Genomic DNA, 20434 nt, shown 5'->3' with positions numbered 1-20434 from the left:
GTCAGACCTCTGGAGGCGCGTGTTCCTTAGAGGGAACCCGGCTAAAACGAAACCCGCTTTCGACGCGCGCCCCTTGAAAATCAAGGGAAACGTCGTCGTCACCCCTTCGATGGCGACGACGCCACGCACCGACCAAGCGGTGCGGCGGGCGAGCCGTCCGAGCGGGGCGCTGTTCAGGCCGACCAATCTCTGAGCACCAAGCCATCGATGCGCGAGAACTCCCGCGTATTGCCAGTGACCAGTGTCCAGCCGCGAGTGAGCGCCTGGCCGGCGATCAGCACGTCATAGGCGCCAATCGGAGTCCCCGATCGCCTCAAGGCGACGCGGACACGGGCGGCCATGGAAACGTCTTCTCGGGAAAGAGGCTCGAAGACGACGTGGCGCGTCACGTCAGCGAATACGCCTGCGGCCCTAATCGGATCGCGGCTCGCCAAGACCCCGAACTCCAGTTCATGCTGTACGATCACCGATGCGACCATCGGCTCGGACGTTAAGACCGCTTCGATGAAGCGCTCCTCAACCTGCCTCCGCTTGCCGTGCATCAAGTCGATCAGCACATTGGTGTCGAGCGCCAGTGTCACCAGTCGAAGTCACGCTCTTGCTGGGGCGGCTGCTCACGATCGGGGAAATCAGCGCCGCCCAGAGCGCGAATGCGCTCGAACATGGCCTCCAGTTCGGCTCGTGTGCGGAGAGGCTTTGGAGGCGCGGGCTCCAAAATGACGGCATCACCCTCGCGCCTGACGGTGACCTCGGCGCCGTCAAACCGAAAGGCTTTCGGCAAGCGCACGGCTTGGCTGCCACCATGGGTGAACAGCTTTGCGCGGACGGGTTCGACGTCGATCTTGGCCATCGGCTGATCCATATCTACAAAGTGTAGATACATCATCTGCCGGCCGTCATCAATCATATCACAACGGCGACGCCAGACCGTGACGGTGCGCCAACCATCGCGTGATGGGCCGAGCATCGCTCAGAAAGGACAGACCCTCCGCAAACTGAATCTCGCCGTGCGGGCCAGCGTCCGGAGCGGGCTGGGCCAGGATGAGGGTCGGAGCGTTCTGGTGGCCTTCGCCGAGCCGCTCGACGAGGGCCGCGCGGGGACGGGCGTAGTCGACATAGACGATGTCCAGCGTGTCGCGCAGCGCCGGATAGGTCGCCAGATAGCCCTCCATCATCGCGCAGTCGGGGCAGAAGCGCTGAGCGCCGTCCTTCTCGAAGTGCGGCTTGAGGAGATAGAGCGTGTCCTTGGCCATCGTGAGGGGTCCCAGAAATGCGAACGGCCCCGACGTAGGACGTCGGGGCCGCGATTGCAAAGAGGCCTTGGAGGCTTCTCGTGAAGCCTAGAGCTCCAGCAGCAGGCGCTGCGGGTCTTCGATGGCTTCCTTGACCTTCACCAGGAAAGTCACGGCGCCGGCGCCGTCGACGATGCGGTGATCGTAGGAAAGGGCCAGGTACATCATCGGGCGGATCTCGATCTTGCCGTTGATGACCATCGGGCGTTCCTTGATGGCGTGCATGCCCAGGATGCCCGACTGCGGCGCGTTCAGGATCGGGGTCGACATCAGCGAACCGTAGATGCCGCCGTTGGTGATCGTGAAGGTGCCGCCCTGCATGTCCTCGATGGCCAGCTGGCCGTTGCGGGCGCGCTTGCCGAGGTCGCCGATGGTCTTCTCGATGCCGGCCAGGTTCAGGGCGTCGGCGTCACGGACGACCGGAACCACCAGGCCCTTGTCGGTGCCGACGGCGACGCCGATGTCATAGTGGTTCTTGTAGATGACGTCCTGGCCGTCGATCTCGGCGTTGACGTCCGGGATTGCCTTCAGAGCGGCCACGCAGGCCTTCACGAAGAACGACATGAAGCCCAGCTTCACGCCGTGCTGCTTTTCGAAGACGTCCTTGTACTGGGCGCGCAGAGCCATGACGGCGCTCATGTCGACCTCGTTGAAGGTCGTCAGCATGGCGGCGGTGTTCTGGGCTTCCTTCAGGCGACGAGCGATCGTCTGACGCAGGCGCGTCATCTTCACGCGCTCTTCGCGCTCGTGCAGGGCGCGCGGCGCGGCAGCGGCGGCGGCTGGGGCCGGCGCGGCGGCGCGGGCTTCCAGGGCGGCGAGCGCGTCACCCTTGGTCACGCGGCCGTCCTTGCCGGTGCCGGCGACCTTCGAGAGATCCAGACCGGACTCCGCAGCGATGCGGGCCGGGGCCGGGCTGACCGGCGCGGCGGCGGGCGCAGCAGCCGGGGCAGGGGCGGCGGCCGGAGCCGGCGCCGGCTTGGGCGCTTCCGCCTTCGGAGCCGGGGCTGCGGCGGGCGCGGCCGAAGCGGTGGCGCCTTCCGTCACGACGCCCAGCACCGTGCCCGGAACGACCGTCGCGCCTTCCTCGGCGCCGATGGCCGACAGCACGCCGTCGGCGGGCGAGGCCACTTCGAGCGAAACCTTGTCGGTTTCCAGCTCGACGAGGATCTCGTCCTTCTTCACGGCCTCACCGACCTTCTTGGTCCAGCGCGCCACCGTGGCTTCGGTGACGGATTCGCCGAGGGCGGGCGTATTGATGTCGGCCATGGGGCTTTCCGAGTCTCTCTTGCTTGGTCCGGCGGGTTTGTTGGGTGCGAGCCCCTCGCTTACGCGAAGGCCTCGTTGAGGAAGGTTTCAAGCTCTTTCAGGTGGCGGCTCATCAGGCCGGCGGCGGTCGAGGCCGAGGCCGGACGGCCGACGTACTTGGCGCGCTTGGCCTTGATGTCCAGCTTGTCGAGGGTCAGCTCCAGCCACGGATCAACGAACGTCCAGCCGCCCATGTTCCGGGGCTCTTCCTGACACCAGATCAGGTCGGCGTTCTTGAAGCGTCCCAGCACATTCATGAGCGACTTCATCGGCCACGGATAGAACTGTTCCAGGCGCAGCAGATAGACGTCGTCGCGGCCCAGCTTGGCTCGCTGGTCGACGAGGTCGAAATAGACCTTGCCCGAGCAGACGATGACACGCTTGATCTGATCGTCGCTCTTCAGCGTGATCCCGCCGACGTCACAGCCCGCTTCGGCGCCGTCCACCATCACGCGGTGGAAGGCCGAGCCCTCGGTGAAGTCCGAAAGGTTCGAGACGGCGCGCTTGTGGCGCAGCAGGCTCTTGGGCGCCATCACGATCAGCGGCTTGCGGAACTCGCGGTGCATCTGGCGACGCAGGGCGTGGAAGTAGTTGGCCGGCGTCGTGCAGTTGACGACCTGCATGTTGTCTTCCGCGCACGACTGCAGGAAGCGCTCAAGACGCGCCGAGCTGTGCTCGGGGCCTTGCCCCTCATAGCCGTGCGGGAGCAGCATCACGAGGCCGCTCATCCGCAGCCACTTGCGCTCGCCCGAGCTGATGAACTGGTCGATCACCACCTGGGCGCCGTTCACGAAGTCGCCGAACTGGCCTTCCCACAGGGTCAGGGTGTTCGGATCGGCCAGCGAGAAGCCGTACTCGAAGCCCAGCACCGCCTCTTCCGACAGGGCCGAATCGATCACTTCATAGTGCGCCTGGCCAGGCCGGATGTTGTTGAGCGGCGTGTAGTGCTCTTCGGTCTTCTGGTCGATGATGTCCGAATGGCGCTGGGTGAACGTGCCGCGGACCGAGTCCTGACCCGACAAGCGGACCGGAATGCCTTCGTCCAGCAGGGTGGCGAAGGCCAGGTGCTCGGCCGCGCCCCAGTCGATGCCTTCGCCCTTCTCGAACGCGTCGCGACGGTTCTCGATGGCGCGGCGCACGGTCTTGTGAGCGTCGATGCGCTCGGGGATCGTGGTGATCTGGCGGCCCAGTTCGCGCAGACGCGTTTCGGGGAAGGCCGTCTTGCCGCGACGGTCTTCGTCGCCCGGCAGGGTCAGGCCCGCCCACTTGCCGTCCAGCCAGTCGGCCTTGTTGGGCTTATAGGTCTTGCCGGCGTCAAACTCGGCGTCGAGGAACTTTTCGAACTCCAGCACCCAGCCGTCGCTGTCGGCCTGGGTGATCACGCCCTCGGCGATCAGGCGGTTGGAATACAGTTCGCGCGTCGGGGGATGACCCTTGATCTTCGCGTACATGATCGGCGACGTCATGGTCGGATCGTCGCCTTCGTTGTGACCGAAGCGACGGTAGCAGACCATGTCGATGACCACGTCCTTGCCGAACTTCTGGCGGTACTCGGTCGCGACCTTGGCGGCGAAGACGACGGCTTCGGGATCGTCGCCGTTCACGTGGAAGATCGGGGCCTCGACCATCAGCGCCATGTCGCTCGGATACGGCGAGCTGCGCGAGTAGCGCGGGCTGGTGGTGAAACCGATCTGGTTGTTGACGATGAAGTGGATGGTGCCGCCCGTGCGGTAGCCCTTCAGGCCCGACAGGGTGAAGCACTCGGCCACCACACCCTGACCAGCGAAGGCGGCGTCGCCGTGCAGCAGCAGCGGCAGGACGTGGCCGCGGCCGGCGTCCGGCTGCTCGCGCAGGGTGAAGGCCTGCTTGGCGCGGGCCTTGCCGATCACCACCGGGTTGACGATTTCCAGGTGCGACGGGTTGGCGGTGAGCGACAGGTGGACCTTGTTGTCGTCGAACTCACGGTCCGACGAGGCGCCCATGTGATACTTCACGTCGCCCGAGCCCTCGACGTCCGAGGGGACCGACGAGCCGCCTTGGAACTCGTGGAAGATCACGTGGTAGGGCTTGCCCATCACGGCGGCCAACACGTTCAGGCGGCCGCGGTGCGGCATGCCCAGGACGATGTCCTTCACGCCCAGCGCGCCGCCGCGCTTGATGATCTGCTCCAGCGCCGGAACCATGGCCTCGCCGCCGTCCAGGCCGAAACGCTTGGTGCCGGGGAAGCGCTTGTGCAGGAACTTCTCGAAGCCCTCGGCCTCGATCAGCTTCTTCAGGATGGCGACCTTGCCCTCCTTGGAGAAGGTGATTTCCTTGTCGCGCCCTTCGATGCGCTCCTGCAGCCAGGCCTTCTCGGCCGGGTCGGAGATGTGCATGTACTGCACGCCGACATTGCCACAGTAGGTGCGGCGGACGATCGACAGGATTTCGCGGACCGTGGCCGTCTCCAGGCCCAGCACGTAATCGAGGAAGATCGGACGGTCGTAGTCGGCTTCCGAGAAGCCGTAAGACGCCGGGTCCAGCTCGCTGGCGTCCTTGGGCGGATCCAGGCCCAGAGGGTCAAGGTTCGCGGCCAGGTGCCCCCGCATCCGGTAGGCGCGGATCATCATGATGGCGCGCAGGCTGTCCAGCGTGGCGGCGCGGACAGCTTCGGCGTTGGCGCCGGGCGCCTTGGCTTCGATGGCCTTGGAGACCTTGGCCTCGACGGCGGGCGCGACGGTGGCCCACTGGCCGTCCAGGGCCGACAGCCAGTCCGGACGGACGGTGGCCACTTTCTTCGGGGTCCAGGCCGGGTCCTGCGCCGCGCGCTTAACCTGGTCGGCCTGTTCCTGCAGGCTGGCGAAGAAGGCGTTCCACGAGGGCTCGACCGAGGCGGGGTTCTCCGCCCACTGGGCGTAGAGATCTTCCACGAACGCCGCATTGGCGCCGTAGAGGAAGCTGGTCTCGGTCAAGACCTGGTTGATGATGCCTGCGTCGTCCGCCATGGATTTGTCGCCTTCAGATCCGCTGCTTACGGGAGCGCTACCGCACAGCCCGTAAATATAGTCTCTCAATCACCTGGGCGCCCGTCGCTTAGCGGGGGCCCAGGTGATTTTTTCGGATCGTCGACTGGCGGTCGCAAAAAACCTGGGCCCCGCGCGAGGCGGGGTCTCGGTGTCTAGTTTAGCCCTTCAGGACTTCCAGCAGGGTCTCGCCCAGCTTGGCCGGCGACGGCGAGACGCGGATGCCCGCCTCTTCCATCGCCGCGATCTTGTCCTCGGCGCCGCCCTTGCCGCCCGACACGATGGCGCCGGCGTGACCCATGTGACGGCCGGGAGGAGCCGTACGGCCGGCGATGAAGCCGACCATCGGCTTCTTGCGGCCGCGCTTGGCTTCGTCCTTCAGGAACTGGGCCGCTTCCTCTTCGGCCGAGCCGCCGATTTCACCGATCATGACGATCGACTTGGTGGCTTCGTCGGCCAGGAACATCTCGAGGACGTCGATGAACTCGGTGCCCTTGACCGGGTCGCCGCCGATGCCGACGGCCGTGGTCTGGCCAAGGCCGGCGTTCGTGGTCTGGAACACCGCTTCGTAGGTCAGGGTGCCCGAACGCGACACAACGCCGACGCTGCCTTCCGAGAAGATCGAGCCCGGCATGATGCCGATCTTGCACTGCTTGGGCGTCAGCACGCCCGGGCAGTTCGGGCCGATCAGGCGCGACTTGGAGCCGGCCAGGGCCTTCTTGACCTTGACCATGTCCAGCACCGGGATGCCTTCGGTGATGCAGACGATCAGCGGGATCTCGGCTTCAATGGCCTCGAGGATCGAGTCGGCCGCGAAGGGCGGCGGGACATAGATCACCGAGGCGTCGGCGCCGGTGCGGTCCTTGGCTTCGGCGACGGTGTCGAACACCGGCAGGCCGATGTGCGTTTGACCGCCCTTGCCCGGGGTGACGCCACCGACCATCTGCGTGCCGTACGCGATGGCCTGCTCGGTGTGGAACGTGCCTTGAGCGCCGGTGATGCCCTGGCAGATGACCTTGGTGTGGGAACCGATCAGAACCGACATTTAGCGGGCGCCCTTCACAGCGGCGACGATCTTCTCGGCGCCGTCAGACAGATCGTTGGCGGCGATGACGTTCAGGCCGCTTTCCGAGATGATTTTCTTGCCGAGTTCGACGTTGGTGCCTTCCAGACGGACGACCAGCGGAACCTGCAGACCAACTTCCTTCACAGCGGCGATGACGCCTTCCGCGATGATGTCGCAGCGCATGATGCCGCCGAAGATGTTGACCAGGATGCCTTTGACGGCCGGATCGGCGGTGATGATCTTGAAGGCCGCAGTGACCTTTTCCTTGCTGGCGCCGCCGCCGACATCGAGGAAGTTGGCCGGCTCGGCGCCGTACAGCTTGATGATGTCCATGGTGGCCATGGCCAGACCCGCGCCGTTGACCATGCAGCCGATTTCGCCGTCGAGGGCGATGTAGGCCAGGTCGTACTTCGACGCTTCGATTTCCTTGGGGTCTTCTTCGGTCTCGTCGCGCAGCGCCTTGATGTCCGGGTGACGGAACAGACTGTTGCCGTCGAACGACAGCTTGGCGTCGAGAACGCGCAGGTGATCATCCGCCGTCACGATCAGCGGGTTGATCTCCAGCATGGCCATGTCCTTGGCCATGAACGCCGTATAAAGCTGGTTCAGCAGCGAGGCGGCTTCCTTGGCCAGACCGCCGGTCAGGCCCAGAGCCTTGGCCAGGGCGCGCTGGTGGGTCGGCCACACGCCCGTCGCCGGGTCGATGGTGAAGGTGTGGATCTTCTCGGGCGTCGAGTGAGCGACGTCTTCGATATCCATGCCGCCTTCGGTCGAGGCGACCACCGAGACCTTGCTCGAGGCGCGGTCAACGAGAAGCGACAGGTAGAATTCCTTGGCGATCGCCGCGCCTTCTTCGATGTAGAGGCGGTTGACCTGCTTGCCCTTCGGGCCGGTCTGGTGCGTCACAAGGACGCGGCCCAGCATTTCCTCGGCGTTCGAGCGGACCTCGTCGACCGACTTGACGACGCGGACGCCGCCCTTGGCGTCAGGGCCCAGGCCCTCGAACTTGCCCTTGCCACGGCCACCGGCGTGGATCTGGCTCTTCACGACGAAGACCGGCCCGCCCAGCTTCTCGGCGGCGGCGGCGGCTTCATCGGGCGTGAACGCGGCGAAACCGCGCGGCACGGGGGCGCCGAACTCGGCGAGTACGGCTTTGGCTTGATGTTCGTGGATGTTCATGAGGGCCCGGTCTCGACGACGGCTTTCTGAAATGTGGCCGGGTTATAGGAGCGCTATTTCGCAGGCGCAACCGCGTGTGGGCGATAAGGTGAAGGCTTGCGCGGTTATCTTGTCCGGTAGGCCACCGTCGCCGCCCGTTTAGGCGAGCGTGGCAAGGAAGCCCTTGACGCGGCGACATTGTTACCGGTCCCAACCCTTTCGCGAAGCCATGCTGCGCGGGCCGCGTGGCGACGACTGCACAATGGCAACGTTGTCATTGCGCGGTCGCGCCCGCAGACAGTCGCGGCAAGCGCCGCCCGGGCCTACTCAGCCCAATCCTTCTGCAGCCGCCGTGAGGCGATGATCAGCAGAGCGGCGGCCAGGACATAGAAGCCGAGCCCGTAATAGAGCGCGTACCGCATCGACTCCGCGCCAAAGCGCGGGGTGAGCAGGTCCGAGACGTAGCCGAAGAACCAGAGCCCGACAGCCAGGCCCAGCAGATTGTTGATCAGCAGGAAGAGGGCCGAGGTCGTCGTCCGCATCGACGCCGGCGCCAGATGCTGCACCGCCGCCACCACGGGACCCAGCCAGGCCAGGTTCAGACCCGTGGGGATCAGGAACAGCAGGAACGCCACCACCATCGACTGGACGTTCATCGCCAGCAGGAAGCACGGCAGGGCGACCAGGAAGCAGATGGCCGGCGCCAGGGCGTACGCGGCCTTGTTCTTGGCGCCGAAACGGTCGGCCAGCACGCCGCCCAGCCAGATGCCCGCCACGCCGCCGATCAGCGACAGCGCGCTGTAGTACAGCGCGCGGTCGGTCAGCGAGAGCCCGAAACTGCGCTGGAAGAAGGTCGGCAGCCAGAACGCCACGCCATAGCCGCAGATCGACGAACAGGCCGCGCCGAACGACAGCAGCCAGAAGCTGGGCTTGGGCATGATGGTGGCCAGCACCTTGCCGAACGCCGGCGCCTTGGGCGGTTCGGCGGGCGCGACCTCGCCGGGCGCGCGGTCAAGGCCGCCGCGCACCGGATCCTTGACCACCCACTTGAAGATCGGCGCCAGCAGCACGCCAGCCGAACCAACAGCGATGAAGGCGAAGCGCCAGTCGACATAGGCCGCGATCAGGCCGCCGAAGAGCACGCCCAGGGCCGTGCCGAGCGGGATGCCGAAGGAATAAACCGCTAAAGCTCGGGCGCGCTGCTCCTTGGGGAAATAGTCTGCAATCAGCGAGTAGGCCGGCGCCACGCCGCCCGCTTCACCGACGCCGACGCCCATGCGCGCCAGGAACAGACTCCAGAAGCCGCCGGCAAGCCCGCAGGCGACGGTAAAGCCGCTCCATACGGTCAGGGCCACGGTCATGATCCAGGTGCGGCTGACTCGGTCGGCCAACCAGGCCAGCGGCACGCCCAGCGTGGTGTAGAGCGCGGCGAACGCCACGCCGCCCATCAGGCCCAGTTGAGTGTCCGTCAGATGCAGCTCGGCCTTGATCGACCCGGCCAGGATCCCGAGGATCTGCCGGTCGAGGAAGTTGAAAGTGTAGGCCAGGATCAGCATGGCCAGCACCACGTAGCGGTAGCGGCCGCCCCGCCCCGCCGTTTCGGCCTTGTTCACGTCCTCGCTCATGCTCGCCCTCCTCAACGCCCGCCCAGATACAAAAAGGGCGGGACCTGTTGCAGCAAGTCCCGCCCGAGCAGCTATCGCCTAGATTAGAACGCCACCTCGATCGAAGCGGCCACGGTGCGCGGCGGACCGTAGAAGCCGATCACCGAGTTGTTGTAGGTCGCGACCCCGAAGTTGTAGCCGCCAGTGCGGTACTTTTCGTTGGTCAGGTTCTTGCCGGTCAGGGCCAGCTTGTAGCGGCCGCCCGGCGCCGTCCATTGCGCCGTCAGGTCGACCAGGGTGAAGGCCTTCTGGTCCAGCAGCGGCAGCGGCTGCTCGAACTGCTGGTAGGCGTCGCGATAGCTGACCATCGGCGTGATCGCCAGATCGCCGCCGGCCAGCTGGCCGCGCCAGGTCAGGCTGACATTGCCCGTCCATTCCGGCGTGTTCTGGAAGCCGTAGAGGTCGGCCACGTTGACGATCTGGCCAGTCGCCAACGTCGTCGACGGGTTCAGCGGGTTGGGCGCGCCGGCCGGCACGAAGCGGCTGAAGGTGTCGTACTCGGCGTGGATGTAGCCGAGGGCGACATTGGCCGACAGGCTCGCGCTCAGCTTGGCGTTGGCTTCGAACTCGACGCCATAGAGGGTCGAGGCGCCGGCGTTGTCGACCGAGCTGGCGATGCCCGAGGGCACCACGACCTGGGTCGTGACCTGCTGGTCGGTGTACTTCGACAGGAAGGCGGCCGACGAGAACGAGACGCGACGCTCGAACATGTAGCCCTTCAGGCCGGCTTCATAGGTCTTCACGACCTCGGGCCGGTAGCCGTTGACCGTCTGCGGGGTGATGAACGCGTCGCCGCGCATGTCCCAGCCGCCCGACTTGTAGCCCTTCGAGAACGAGACGTAGGTCGTCAGGTCGTCGTTCAGGTCATACGAGGCCGAGATGCGCGGCGTGAACTGCTCGAAGGTCTTTTCGGCGTTGTAGTTGGTGCGCGTCTGCAGGATCGGACGGGGCGTGCCGCCTTGATAGGGCGTGCGCGTCGCGCCGAGATAGAAGAAGCGATAGGCGTTGGCGCGCTTGGCGTCGCGGGTGGCGCGGGCGCCCAGCGAAACCTTGAACTTGTCCGTCAGGTTCGCGCTGAAGTCGAAGAACGCCGCGAAGCTCTGGGTGTTGACCTTGCCGCCGTTGGCGATGGCCACGCCGAGGTTGCCGGCGATCGTGTCGAACTCGCCCGAGGCCTGGCTGTTCATATAGTACAGGCCAAACACGCCCTGGACGTTCTCGTCCGAGTAGACGGCCTGCAGTTCCTGCGAGAACGAGCGGTCGTCATAGGTGGCCGGCACGTCCAGCGTCGGCAGCGGGGTGCCGTCGAAGTCGATGACGGTGTCGGTGTGGCCGCGACGGCTGGCGGTGATCGACTTGAGCGTGACCTTGTCGGTCGCGTTCCACTGGGCGGTCAGCGACACGCCCTTGGTCATCACGTGGTTCTTGTCGCCCAGGCCCGCCTGGGTGTCATAGATGTCCAGCACCTGATAGCCGCCGACCAGGGCCGGCAGTTCACGGTGGCCGTGGCGGGCGTTGGAGTCGTCGACGACCTTGTCATAGGCCAGACGGAAGAAGAGATCCTCGGTCGGCTGATACTCGGCGCTGAGGCGGAAGGCCTCGACGTCCTTGTTGTAGTGCTCGGCGCCGGTGGTCAGGTTCGAGCCGTAGCCATCACGCTTGTAGAGGGCGTAGGCGCCGCCGACCGACAGGCCGCCGCCCACCGGGGTCTGGCCCGAGACCAGGACGTCGGTCTGGTTGTAGCTGCCGTAGGTGCCCTTGATCTTGGCGCCGGCTTCGTCGCCGAGGCGCTTGGTCACGTACTTGATCGCGCCGCCGATCGTGTTGCGGCCGTACAGCGTGCCTTGCGGGCCGCGCAGGACTTCGATGCGCTCGACGTCGAAGATGTCGAGGACCGCGCCTTGCGGGCGATAGATGTAGACGTCGTCGACATAGAGGCCGACGCCAGGCTCGTAGCCCCACAGCGGATCCTGCTGGCCCACGCCGCGGATGTAGCTGATCAGGGTCGAGTTCGAACCGCGGGCGGTCTGCACCGTGATGTTCGGGGTGGTCTGCGACAGGACGGTGATGTCCGTACCGCCCGAGCGCTCCAGCTTCTCGGCCGAGAAGGCCGAAACGGCGACGGGCACGTCCTTGAGGTTTTCCTCGCGACGACGCGCGGTGACCGTCACCTCGTCGACCGAAACCGAGTTGTCAGCGGCCGGAGCCTGCTGAGCCGACGCAGCGCCGGCGATCGTGCTCCACGCAGCGCCAGCCAGCAGCGCGGCCTTCCACATCGAAGTCATGGGTTTCCCCTCCCTTGTGTTCCGCCCTCCCGAGCCGGATCCGTCTTTCGCGGACGCGCGCTCAGGGTTCGCCATTTCATCGAACGGCGAATTGGGGACACCATCACCCGAACTGGCGCGGGACGCCAGCCTTTTTTCATCAAGTGATGAAAAGGGGGCGCGTGCGGGGGATCAGCCGCTCGACAGGGCCTTGTTCTGCTTGGCGATCACCGCCTCGAAGCCGGCGGCGCAATAGGCGAAGAGGCGCTGGCGGACAGACTCAAGATCGCTGGAATGGCATTCGCCTTCCGACAGGGAGTCGATCCGGCCGGTCTCCGATAGGGTCAGCATCATTGAGCCGGTTAGGAACTGGTAGCACCAGTAGAGGTCGCGATAGGCCGCCTCTGGCCGCACAGACTTGAGCGTTTCGACCAACTGATGGACCACCGGATCAAAGAAGCGGGTCATGGTCTCGCCGCCCCAGGCCGGGGTGTTGTTCACCTGGGCGACCAGGACGAAGTAGCTCTTCCAGCCCTGCCCGCCGTCCTGCGAGATCCGCAGCAGCGGATCGATGAACGCCTCGATGACGCCCTCGACGGTCATCGCGCCCGCGTGCGCCTTCACGTAGGCGTTCATCGAAGCCTCGCGGGCCTGATTGAGGATCTCGGCGCGACGCAGGAACACTGCGTCGAACAACTCGCGCTTGGCCCCGAAGTAGTAGTGGATCAAGGCGGTGTCGACGCCGGCCTCGGCCGCCACTTGGCGGGTGGTGACGCCATAGAAGCCGTGACGCGCGAACAGTCCCTCGGCCGCATCGAGGATGGTTTCCTTGAGGTCCAGACCCTTGGCCTTGGACGGGCGCCCCCGTCCGCCGGCGCGGGCGCGAGACTTGGTTGCGGTCATGGGAAGGGCCCGCCTTGATGAAGCTCCGCCCTCGGATAGGCGCAACCCGGCGGCCCTGGCAAGGACCGCCGTTCGCTCAGGCGCCGGCGAACACTCCATGGAAAGTCACCGGCAAGGCCACTGGCGCGCGCCAGGTCGCCATGGGGCCCCGATCCACATGGCGGGCGTCGAACACGTGCAGCTCGGTCGCGCGGGCGTCGAGGTTGATCGTCGTGCCGACCAGCCAGCCGTCCAGTTCCGCTGAAGACCCGGGACGCGGCGCGAACACCATCTCCTCGACCAGGTGACGCGCGCCGAAGTCGAAGACCTGATCGCGGTCCTTCTTCCAGTCGCGGACGGCTACGCTCTGGAACAGGGGACGGTCGGGCCGCTCGTTGGTCAGATGCACCGCGTAGCGCCGCGCCAGGCCCGCGAAGCGCGGATCCGAGCGCGGGAACTCGGCGCTGACCGCCTCGGCGGCCAGCTCGGCCTGGCCGTTGGCGCGCAGGGTGATCATGGCCCGGCGCGGCGGCGGGGCCTGGAGGAACTCGCCGCGCAGGATCGCGCCGCCGTTGGCCGCCGTGCCCGAAGGGTCCTTGTCGATGCAGGCGTCGAAACGGATGGTCCCGTCGGAGTCTTCCCAGGCGTCGCCCAGGTGAAAGAAGAAGAACGGCGGCAACTCGAACACGCGACGCTTCGAGAGGTCGTTCTTGTCGAGCACCAGCACCTGGGCGCCAAGCTCCGGACGCCAGGCCATGGTCGTGGCGATCGGCATCCGGAAGCCCTCCCGCATCCAGGGCTGCAGAAGGATGACAAGGCTCCGCGCCGTCGCCGTGAAGTCGTGCATGTAGCTGGCGCGCGGCAGGTCGATGATCTCGGCCTTCCGCAAGGCGCCGTCGGCCGCCAGGTTCCAGACCACCGCCCGCTTGTTGGCGAGGCCAAGATTCCAGACCGTTCCGTCGGGCTGGACACGCGGGTGGGCCAGGAACGGCATGCCCTTCATGTCCGGGCTGAGCGCCTTGAACCCCCGCGTCTCCAGCGAGACCGGGTCCATCGCCGTCGGCGAGCCGCCCTCCCACAGCGCCCAGAGCTCGCCGCCCGCCATCATCACCGAGGTATTGGCGGCGTTGGCGTCGTCGGCCGAGCCGAGCCGGGCGCCGGGCCCCGAAGGCGTGCCATAGCCGGGGGTGATCACCGCATCGGCGGCGGCGTCCTGGCGTCGCTTGACGGTGTCGACGAAGCGCGCGGCCATGCGCGCCCGCCCGTCCGCGAACTGGAACTTACGGACCATGCCGTCGCCGTCGAACCAGTGCCCCACCGATCCGCCCGGACGACGGAACTTGGCCGGACCGTTGCGGAAGAGCGTGCCCTTCAGCTCGGTCGGCGCCCGGCCATGAACCAACGACAGGTTGGTTGGCGCGATGTCCGCCTCGACATCGGCCATGCCCAGGGTCCAGTCGCTGGCGGCGGCCGCCCAGAGAGTTTCGGGGGTAAGAACTGCGGCGGCGCCCGTCAGGGCCGCGCCACGCAGGATGTCACGGCGGTTCATGCTCGGTCCTCAGTTCAGGCGGAGGGATTGCGTGTTGGCGCCGGCCTTGACCTCGAAAGCCGCGGCGTCGAACGACGGCGGGCCCATGTTCGGCTGGGCGTCGCGCGAGAAGCCGTAGGGCTCGGTCGGCATGCCGAAGGGGTTGGTCGCCATCTTTCCGTCGCCATCGACATCCTGGAACGCCCGCACGGCATAGGAACCCGGCGGCAGGGCCAGGATCTTGGCCGCGGCAGGATCCTCCGCGGCCGAGACGTTGGCGAAGCGGACAGGCTTGCCGGACGCCCAGCCCTGCGGGCTGTCAAAGACAGCGATCATGATCTGCCCCTGCTTGGCCTTCAGGTCTGGGAAGGTCAGGGTCAGCTCGCCGAACGCCTCCTGGGCGCGCGCGGCGGGAGCGAGGATGGAGGCGGCCGCCAGGGCCAGGGCGAGCGTGCGAACGAGGGTCATGGGGTTAGTCCTTCTTGCGATTGGATGAGGGGGAGAGTCAGCCCAGGAACACGGTCCAGAGCAGGCGACCGGGGAGAAAAGCGAAGAGGCCGGCCAGAAGCAGGCCACCCACGAACATGCCGGTCATGGCCTTGCGGTGCGCCGAGACCCTGCCGCGCTTGATGGCGTAGACCGCGCCCGGCAGGCCCACGATCGTCCAGCCCGACAACAGGTGGATGAAGCTGAAGGCGCCGTGGTTGATCTCGCGGATGAACAGCGAACTGACCGCCGTCGAACCCATGGCCAAGACCCAGGTCCAGCCCAGGAGTTTGTGCAGGCCGGTACCCTTCACTCGCATCATCAGAACAACGCCGATGGCCAAAGCGGTGAGGGCGGAGAAGAGATGAGCCTGGATGACCGTCGGCGCCGCGGCGATCCGCGACAGGTCCGGCGCGTGGGGTCGAAGGCCCGCATGCTCGGCGACTGCGCCGAGATCGGCGAGCACGCCCGGCGCCGTCAGCGCAACGATCAGCGTCGCTGCGCCGACGCCCGCCGCGGCGTTGCGCAGACCGCTCCAGCGATCCGAAGTCTGCGAGATTGACTTGCCTTGCGAGGCCATCTTCCTTCACTCCCGGTTCGAGGGGGGCGGTGGATCGCCTCGCCGTCGAAAGCCTTGGTGGAGTGGTCGGGTCCGTGCCTCAATCGTCGTTGCGCCAGTCGCCGGCCTCGTTTCGCGAACGGCTGGCCGACGCCGTTCACGCTTCGCGAACGGCCATGACCCGTCATGACAGCCTCCGAGGCTTCGCCGTATCGGCGGCGGCCGGCGTCTTCCTGGCGCTGATCGGCGCGTTCGGCAGCGACGCCGCGCCGGTCGGCGTCCGCCTCGCCTATTGGGTGGGCCTGTGCCTGGCGGGCGCGGTGGTTGGAACCGGGATCACCCACCTGATCGGGCGTGAGGGCCGGGCCGACGCGCGCCCCTGGCTTTACGGCGCGCTGACGGCGGTCAGCATCACCCTGCCCTTTACGGGCGTGGTGTGGCTGGTCAGCGAGCTGGCCTTTCACGGCCCGCCGCGCCCGCGCACCCTGCCGCTCTATCTGGGGCCCGTGTTTATTGTCACGGTGGGCATGACCGCGCTGAACTTCATGGTTCAACGGCGCCCCGTGGAGACCCACGCCGCCCCGACCGGAGCCTCGCCGCCCCGTTTCCTCGACCGCCTGCCGCCCAAACTGCGCGGCGCCGAGCTCTACGCCGTTGAAGCGCAGGATCACTATCTGCGCCTGCACACCTCGCGCGGCCAGGACCTGATCCTGATGCGCCTGTCCGACGCCGTAGCCGAGCTGGAAGGGATCGAAGGCGCCCAGACACACCGCTCGTGGTGGGTCGCCAAGACGGCTGTCGAAGACGCCCGACGCGGCGATGGGCGCGCGACGTTGAAGCTCAGGAGCGGGATCGAAGCGCCCGTCAGCCGCGCCTACGCCAAGGCGCTGCGCGAGGCGGGCTGGTTCTGATTGATCGCGTCGCGGCCGCGCTTCACGCCCGCGTGCGCAGCAGGATCTTCGACCGCGCCTCCAGCGCCAGAAGAACCGTCAGGACAAGGAAGGCGAAGGCCAGCAGCAGCAGCGACAGGCGGTGCGCCTCGCCCCACTCCAGCGCCTCGACCAGGCGATAGATCTCGGTCGACAGCACCGTCGTCTCACCCGGGATGTTCCCCCCCAGCATCATCACCACCCCGAACTCGCCGACCGTATGGGCGAAGGTCAGGATGGCGGCGGCGACATAGCCCGGAACCGCCAGCGGCAGCGCCACCCGCCAGAAGGTCTGGGCGCGCGAGGCGCCGAGGCTGGCGGCGGCTTCCAGCGGCTCGTCGCCGATGGCCAGAAAGGCGTTGCGCAGGGGTTGGACAGCGAACGGCAGCGAATAGATCAGCGAACCGATCACCAGCCCCTCGAAGGTGAAGGCCAGGGTCCGCACGCCGAAGGGCTGCAGCAACGCGATCAACGGGCTGTTCGGCCCCAGGGCGATCAGCAGGTAGAAGCCCAGCACCGTCGGCGGCAGGACGATCGGCAGGGCGACGATGGCGGTGACGGGCGTGCGCAGGGGCGAGCGGCCCCGGGCCAGCCACCAGGACAACGGGGTGGCCAGCAACAGCAGAAGCAGGGTGGTGATCCCCGCCAGCTTCGCCGTCAACCACAGCACTTCGCCCACGGTCAGCGCGCCTCGTAGCCGTAGCGGCGGATGATCGCCTTGGCCTCGGCGCTCTTGAGGAACGCCAGGAAGGCCTTGGCGGCGTCGTTGTTCACGCCGGTCTTCAGCAGAACCGCCTGCTGCTCGATCGGGGCGTGGTTCGCGGCCGGCACGATCCAGCGCGAACCGCCCTTGTCGTTCACGACCTGGGACAGCGCAACGAAGCCCAGTTCGGCCGCGCCGGTCTGGACGAACTGAAAGGCCTGGCTGATCGAGGCGCCCATGACGAGCCTGGGCCGTACGGCGTCGTATCGCTTCAGCTTGGTCAAGGTTTCGATCGCCGCCTGGCCGTAGGGCGCGGCCTTGGGATCGGCGATGGCCAGCTTGTCGAACCGGCTGCTGGCCAGCACCGCGCCCCCACCGTCGACAAGGCCCGGCGTCCGGCTGAACAGCACCAGGCGCCCGGTAGCGTAGGTGAAACGCGATCCGACGACGGCCAGCCTCTCCGCCTCGGCCTTCTGCGGGCGCTCGACATCGGCCGACAGGAACACCTCGTACGGCGCGCCGTTGGCGATCTGGGTGTAGAACTGGCCCGAGGATCCAAAGCTGAGCACGGCTTCATGGCCGGTCCTGGCCTTGAAGCGCGCGGCGATCGCCATGGCCGGTTCGGTGAAGTTGGCGGCGACCGCCACCTTGGTCTCGCCGGCCAGGGCCGCGCCAGCCACCGCCAGCGACCACAGGCCGGTCAGAACGGCGATCAGCGCCGGACGGCGAGTGATCATCTGATATGCCTCTAGCCAAGCGCTTCGGTTATGAAGTCAAACCACATAACGATGAAATCGAGACCCGACCAGTGAGCAACGACGCTTATTTCAGCGCCTCCCTGATCCTCAAGCGTGACGGGCTGGCGCGCGTGGGATTGGAGCGCATCGCCTTACTGGAGGCGGTGGCGCGTCATGGCTCGATCACCTCGGCGGCCAAGGATGTCGGTCTCTCCTACAAGGGCGCCTGGGACGGCGTGCAGGCGCTGAACAACCTGTTCGAGGCGCCGCTGGTCAGCGCCGCGCCGGGCGGGCGCGGCGGCGGCGCGGCGCAGGTGACCGCCCGGGGTCAGGCGGTGATCCGCGCCTTTCGCGCCGCCGAGCGAGAGGTGAGCGCCGCCTTCGCGCGCCTGGAAGCCGACCTGTCCGGCGACGCCGAACTGCTCTGGAGCCTCGGCCTACGCACCAGCGCCCGCAACGCCCTGCGCGGCCTCGTGACTATGGTCAGCGCAGACGATGTCACCGCCGCTGTCACCCTGGAGGTCGGCGAGGGTCTGGCGCTCATCGCCCGGGTCACCCGGCGCAGCGTGGAGGACCTTGGTCTCGCGTCGGGTCGTCCGGCCATCGCCCTGATCAAGTCCAGCTTCATCCGGCTGGACGAAACTCTGGCGGAGAACAGGCTGGAGGGGCGAATCCTCGACCGCGAGGGCGGTCAGGCCGCCGCCGAGGTGACGATCGGTCTGTCCGCCGGCAAGTCTCTGGTGGCTACGGTCGAGGCCGGCGCACCCGGCTGGGGGCTTGCCGTCGGCGATCCTGTCGTCGCCTCGATCGCCGCAGCCGACATCATCCTGGCGGTGGACTGAGCGTCCGTACTAACGCGCGCGGCGGGCGCGCCACGCGTCAGCGGTCTGCCCCCAGATCTCGACGACATGATCTTCAAACGGCGGCGGCAATCGGCCCGCGCCGCGATTGACCGAGCCTAGGCGCTCGGCGACCGCCTGGGACGGCGTGTTCTCAGGGTCGATGCAGTGGATGACGTCGGTCCATCCCAGATGATCGACCACCCAGTCGATCGTCGCGCTCGCGGCCTCGACCGCATAGCCCCGTCCCCAGGCGTCGGGGTGCAGCCCCCAGCCGACCTCGGTCCCGGGCCAGCCCTCGGGACGCCAGGGCCCGACGCGCCCCAGCCATTGGCCGGAGGACTTCTCGATGAGCGAGAACATGCCAAAGCCGTTCAGGGCCCAGGATCCCGCCATCGTCGCCATGAACCGCCAGGCCGTGGCCCGGGGCTGCTGACCACCGATGAAGCGCGCCGCGACCGGATCGGCCATCATCTGCGCCCAACGGTCGAGATCTTCGTCAGCCGGCGGTCGCAGGACAAGGCGTTCGGTCTCGAGCGTGGGCCCCGGTGCAACAGGCATGGCGATCTCCGTCCTAGGCCACGCAATCGGCCAGACCGTCGCGGCGCACCGCGCCGGAAGCCTTGCCGATCTTCTTCGTGCGCTTGGCGACGTACTTGCCCGGCTTGATCACCTTCCACTTCAGGGGACTGGGCAGGATGGCGGCCAGGCGAGCCGATTGGGCCTGGGTGAGCTTGGCGGCGCTGACGCCGAAGTAACGCTGCGCGGCGGCTTCCGCGCCATAGATGCCCGAGCCGTACTCGATGGAGTTCATATAGACCTCCATGATCCGTCGCTTGCCCCAGAAGGTCTCGATCAGCACGGTGAACCAGGCCTCCAGCCCCTTGCGGACATAGGAGCGCCCCGGCCACAGGAAGACGTTCTTGGCCGTCTGCTGGCTGATCGTGGAGCCGCCCCGGATCTTCCGGCCCGATTCGTTGTTCTCGTAGGCCTTCTGCAGGGCTTCGAAATCGAACCCGCGATGCTCGCAGAACTTGGCGTCCTCGGCGGCGATCAGGGCGCGGGGCAGGGCTGGCGAGATCTTGTCCATCGACCGCCAGCGGTGATCCAGCCCGCGCCCCTCGACGGCGCGGATCACCATCAGCGGGGTCACCGGCGGCGGGATGAAGCGATAGAGAATGACCGCCACCACGGGCCCGGCGACCAGCACCAGGAACAAGGCCAGCAAAAGATTGCGCAAAAGCCGCCGCACGAAACGCCCCACTTGTCTTGACGCAGCGGACGGATGCTAACGACAGCCAACGCCGCTGTCGCGCGGGATAAACATATTGGGTTAAGGGAGCTTTCGATGGACGTGATCGACGCCGTGAACCGCCGCATGTCGGTGCGCGCCTTCAAGCCCGATCCGGTCGACGCCGGACTGATCCGCGAATTGCTGGAAGCCGCCGCGCGAGCCCCGTCGGGCGGCAATCTCCAGCCCTGGCGCGTGCAGGTCGTCGGCGGCGCGCCGCTTGAGGCGCTGAAGGCCGCCATGCTGCAGCGCGTGGCCTCGCCCGATCCCACCGAGTACGACGTCTATCCGGCCAATCTTTGGGAGCCGCTGCGCAGCCGTCGCTTCCAGGTCGGCGAGGACATGTACGGCGCGCTGGGCATTCCGCGCGAGGACAAGCTGCAGCGCCTGCAGTGGTTCGCCAACAACGGCCAGGGCTTCGGCGCGCCGGTGCAGCTGTTCTTCTCGATCGACCGCCGCTGCGGCCCGCCACAGTGGAGCGATGTCGGCATGCTGATGCAGACCTTCATGCTTCTGGCGGTCGAGCGCGGTCTCGACACCTGCCCGCAGGAGTTCTGGTCGCACTACAACAAGCTGGTCGACGAGCATGTCGGCCTGCCCGAGGGCCACATGCTGTTCTCCGGCATGGCGCTCGGCTACCGCGACGCCGACGCGCCGGTGAACAATTTCCGCTCGCGCCGGGCGCCGTTCGAGGAATGGGCGGAACTGAAGGGCTTCTAGGCCTGACTG

The 20434-nt window shown here is 67.0% G+C and carries 20 protein-coding genes; 3 read left to right on the top strand and 17 right to left on the bottom strand.

Annotation, left to right across the window (positions count from 1 at the left end; genetic code table 11):
* Positions 1 to 173 precede the first annotated feature (173 nt).
* The 13 genes from J2X45_RS18865 to J2X45_RS18805 form a co-directional block, all read right to left on the bottom strand.
* On the bottom strand, positions 174 to 581 hold the full coding sequence (locus tag J2X45_RS18865) for a PIN domain-containing protein (RefSeq protein ID WP_310217978.1): 408 nt from the start codon (positions 579 to 581) through the stop codon (positions 174 to 176).
* Positions 578 to 850, bottom strand: a complete 273-nt coding sequence (locus J2X45_RS18860; RefSeq protein WP_310217976.1) for an AbrB/MazE/SpoVT family DNA-binding domain-containing protein — start codon at positions 848 to 850, stop codon at positions 578 to 580. The genes J2X45_RS18865 and J2X45_RS18860 overlap by 4 nt, the downstream gene beginning before the upstream one ends.
* A gap of 58 nt (positions 851 to 908) precedes the next feature.
* A complete protein-coding gene (locus J2X45_RS18855) occupies positions 909 to 1253 on the bottom strand; it encodes a DUF3088 family protein (protein WP_310217974.1) in 345 nt (114 codons plus the stop codon).
* A gap of 87 nt (positions 1254 to 1340) precedes the next feature.
* Entirely contained in the window at positions 1341 to 2558 is a 1218-nt protein-coding gene (gene odhB / locus J2X45_RS18850; RefSeq protein WP_310217971.1) for a 2-oxoglutarate dehydrogenase complex dihydrolipoyllysine-residue succinyltransferase, read from the bottom strand.
* A gap of 59 nt (positions 2559 to 2617) precedes the next feature.
* Positions 2618 to 5581 (bottom strand): 2-oxoglutarate dehydrogenase E1 component, encoded by a 2964-nt coding sequence (locus tag J2X45_RS18845; protein WP_310217969.1) that lies wholly within the window; start codon positions 5579 to 5581, stop codon positions 2618 to 2620.
* A 178-nt stretch (positions 5582 to 5759) separates the two neighbouring features.
* Entirely contained in the window at positions 5760 to 6644 is an 885-nt protein-coding gene (gene sucD, locus J2X45_RS18840; RefSeq protein WP_310217967.1) for a succinate--CoA ligase subunit alpha, read from the bottom strand.
* A complete protein-coding gene (gene sucC / locus J2X45_RS18835; RefSeq protein WP_062094649.1) occupies positions 6645 to 7844 on the bottom strand; it encodes an ADP-forming succinate--CoA ligase subunit beta in 1200 nt (399 codons plus the stop codon).
* 302 nt (positions 7845 to 8146) lie between these two features.
* Complete coding sequence (locus tag J2X45_RS18830) at positions 8147 to 9463, bottom strand: MFS transporter (protein ID WP_310217963.1); 1317 nt, start codon at positions 9461 to 9463, stop codon at positions 8147 to 8149.
* Between the two features lie 68 nt (positions 9464 to 9531).
* Complete coding sequence (locus J2X45_RS18825; protein ID WP_310217960.1) at positions 9532 to 11772, bottom strand: TonB-dependent receptor; 2241 nt, start codon at positions 11770 to 11772, stop codon at positions 9532 to 9534.
* Between the two features lie 171 nt (positions 11773 to 11943).
* A complete protein-coding gene (locus J2X45_RS18820; RefSeq protein ID WP_310217957.1) occupies positions 11944 to 12654 on the bottom strand; it encodes a TetR/AcrR family transcriptional regulator in 711 nt (236 codons plus the stop codon).
* 76 nt (positions 12655 to 12730) lie between these two features.
* The gene (locus J2X45_RS18815) at positions 12731 to 14182 is read right to left on the bottom strand and encodes a carotenoid oxygenase family protein (protein ID WP_310217955.1); all 1452 of its coding nucleotides are present in this window, start codon (positions 14180 to 14182) and stop codon (positions 12731 to 12733) included.
* 9 nt (positions 14183 to 14191) lie between these two features.
* Positions 14192 to 14629, bottom strand: coding sequence for a DUF2141 domain-containing protein (locus tag J2X45_RS18810; RefSeq protein ID WP_310217953.1), 438 nt, complete (start codon positions 14627 to 14629; stop codon positions 14192 to 14194).
* A 37-nt stretch (positions 14630 to 14666) separates the two neighbouring features.
* Positions 14667 to 15227, bottom strand: a complete 561-nt coding sequence (locus tag J2X45_RS18805) for a DUF2306 domain-containing protein (protein WP_310217949.1) — start codon at positions 15225 to 15227, stop codon at positions 14667 to 14669.
* A 62-nt stretch (positions 15228 to 15289) separates the two neighbouring features.
* On the opposite strand from J2X45_RS18805, the gene J2X45_RS18800 reads away from it, so the two are divergent.
* Complete coding sequence (locus tag J2X45_RS18800; protein ID WP_310218053.1) at positions 15290 to 16117, top strand: LytTR family DNA-binding domain-containing protein; 828 nt, start codon at positions 15290 to 15292, stop codon at positions 16115 to 16117.
* Between the two features lie 22 nt (positions 16118 to 16139).
* Here J2X45_RS18800 and modB read toward each other — a convergent pair whose 3' ends face one another.
* Together modB and modA are read right to left on the bottom strand one after the other, a co-directional pair.
* Complete coding sequence (gene modB / locus J2X45_RS18795) at positions 16140 to 16814, bottom strand: molybdate ABC transporter permease subunit (RefSeq protein ID WP_310217947.1); 675 nt, start codon at positions 16812 to 16814, stop codon at positions 16140 to 16142.
* Positions 16815 to 16816: 2 nt separating this feature from the next.
* On the bottom strand, positions 16817 to 17575 hold the full coding sequence (gene modA / locus J2X45_RS18790; RefSeq protein ID WP_310217945.1) for a molybdate ABC transporter substrate-binding protein: 759 nt from the start codon (positions 17573 to 17575) through the stop codon (positions 16817 to 16819).
* Between the two features lie 71 nt (positions 17576 to 17646).
* Here modA and J2X45_RS18785 point away from each other — a divergent pair, with 71 nt between their 5' ends.
* On the top strand, positions 17647 to 18417 hold the full coding sequence (locus tag J2X45_RS18785; RefSeq protein ID WP_310217942.1) for a molybdenum-dependent transcriptional regulator: 771 nt from the start codon (positions 17647 to 17649) through the stop codon (positions 18415 to 18417).
* A 9-nt stretch (positions 18418 to 18426) separates the two neighbouring features.
* On the opposite strand, the gene J2X45_RS18780 is transcribed toward J2X45_RS18785, so the two are convergent.
* Together J2X45_RS18780 and mtgA are read right to left on the bottom strand one after the other, a co-directional pair.
* Positions 18427 to 18975 carry a GNAT family N-acetyltransferase gene (locus tag J2X45_RS18780; RefSeq protein WP_310217940.1) on the bottom strand — a complete coding sequence of 183 codons (549 nt, stop codon included), beginning with the start codon at positions 18973 to 18975 and terminating at the stop codon, positions 18427 to 18429.
* Positions 18976 to 18988: 13 nt separating this feature from the next.
* Positions 18989 to 19678: a monofunctional biosynthetic peptidoglycan transglycosylase gene (gene mtgA / locus J2X45_RS18775; protein WP_310217937.1), complete on the bottom strand. Its 690-nt coding sequence runs from the start codon at positions 19676 to 19678 to the stop codon at positions 18989 to 18991.
* An 84-nt stretch (positions 19679 to 19762) separates the two neighbouring features.
* On the opposite strand from mtgA, the gene J2X45_RS18770 reads away from it, so the two are divergent.
* Positions 19763 to 20425, top strand: coding sequence for a nitroreductase (locus tag J2X45_RS18770; RefSeq protein WP_310217935.1), 663 nt, complete (start codon positions 19763 to 19765; stop codon positions 20423 to 20425).
* Positions 20426 to 20434: the final 9 nt, after the last annotated feature.

It is taken from the genome of Caulobacter sp. BE264, from assembly GCF_031457805.1.
Taxonomy (GTDB): Bacteria; Pseudomonadota; Alphaproteobacteria; order Caulobacterales; family Caulobacteraceae; genus Caulobacter.
This window is presented reverse-complemented; position numbering and strand designations above follow the sequence as displayed.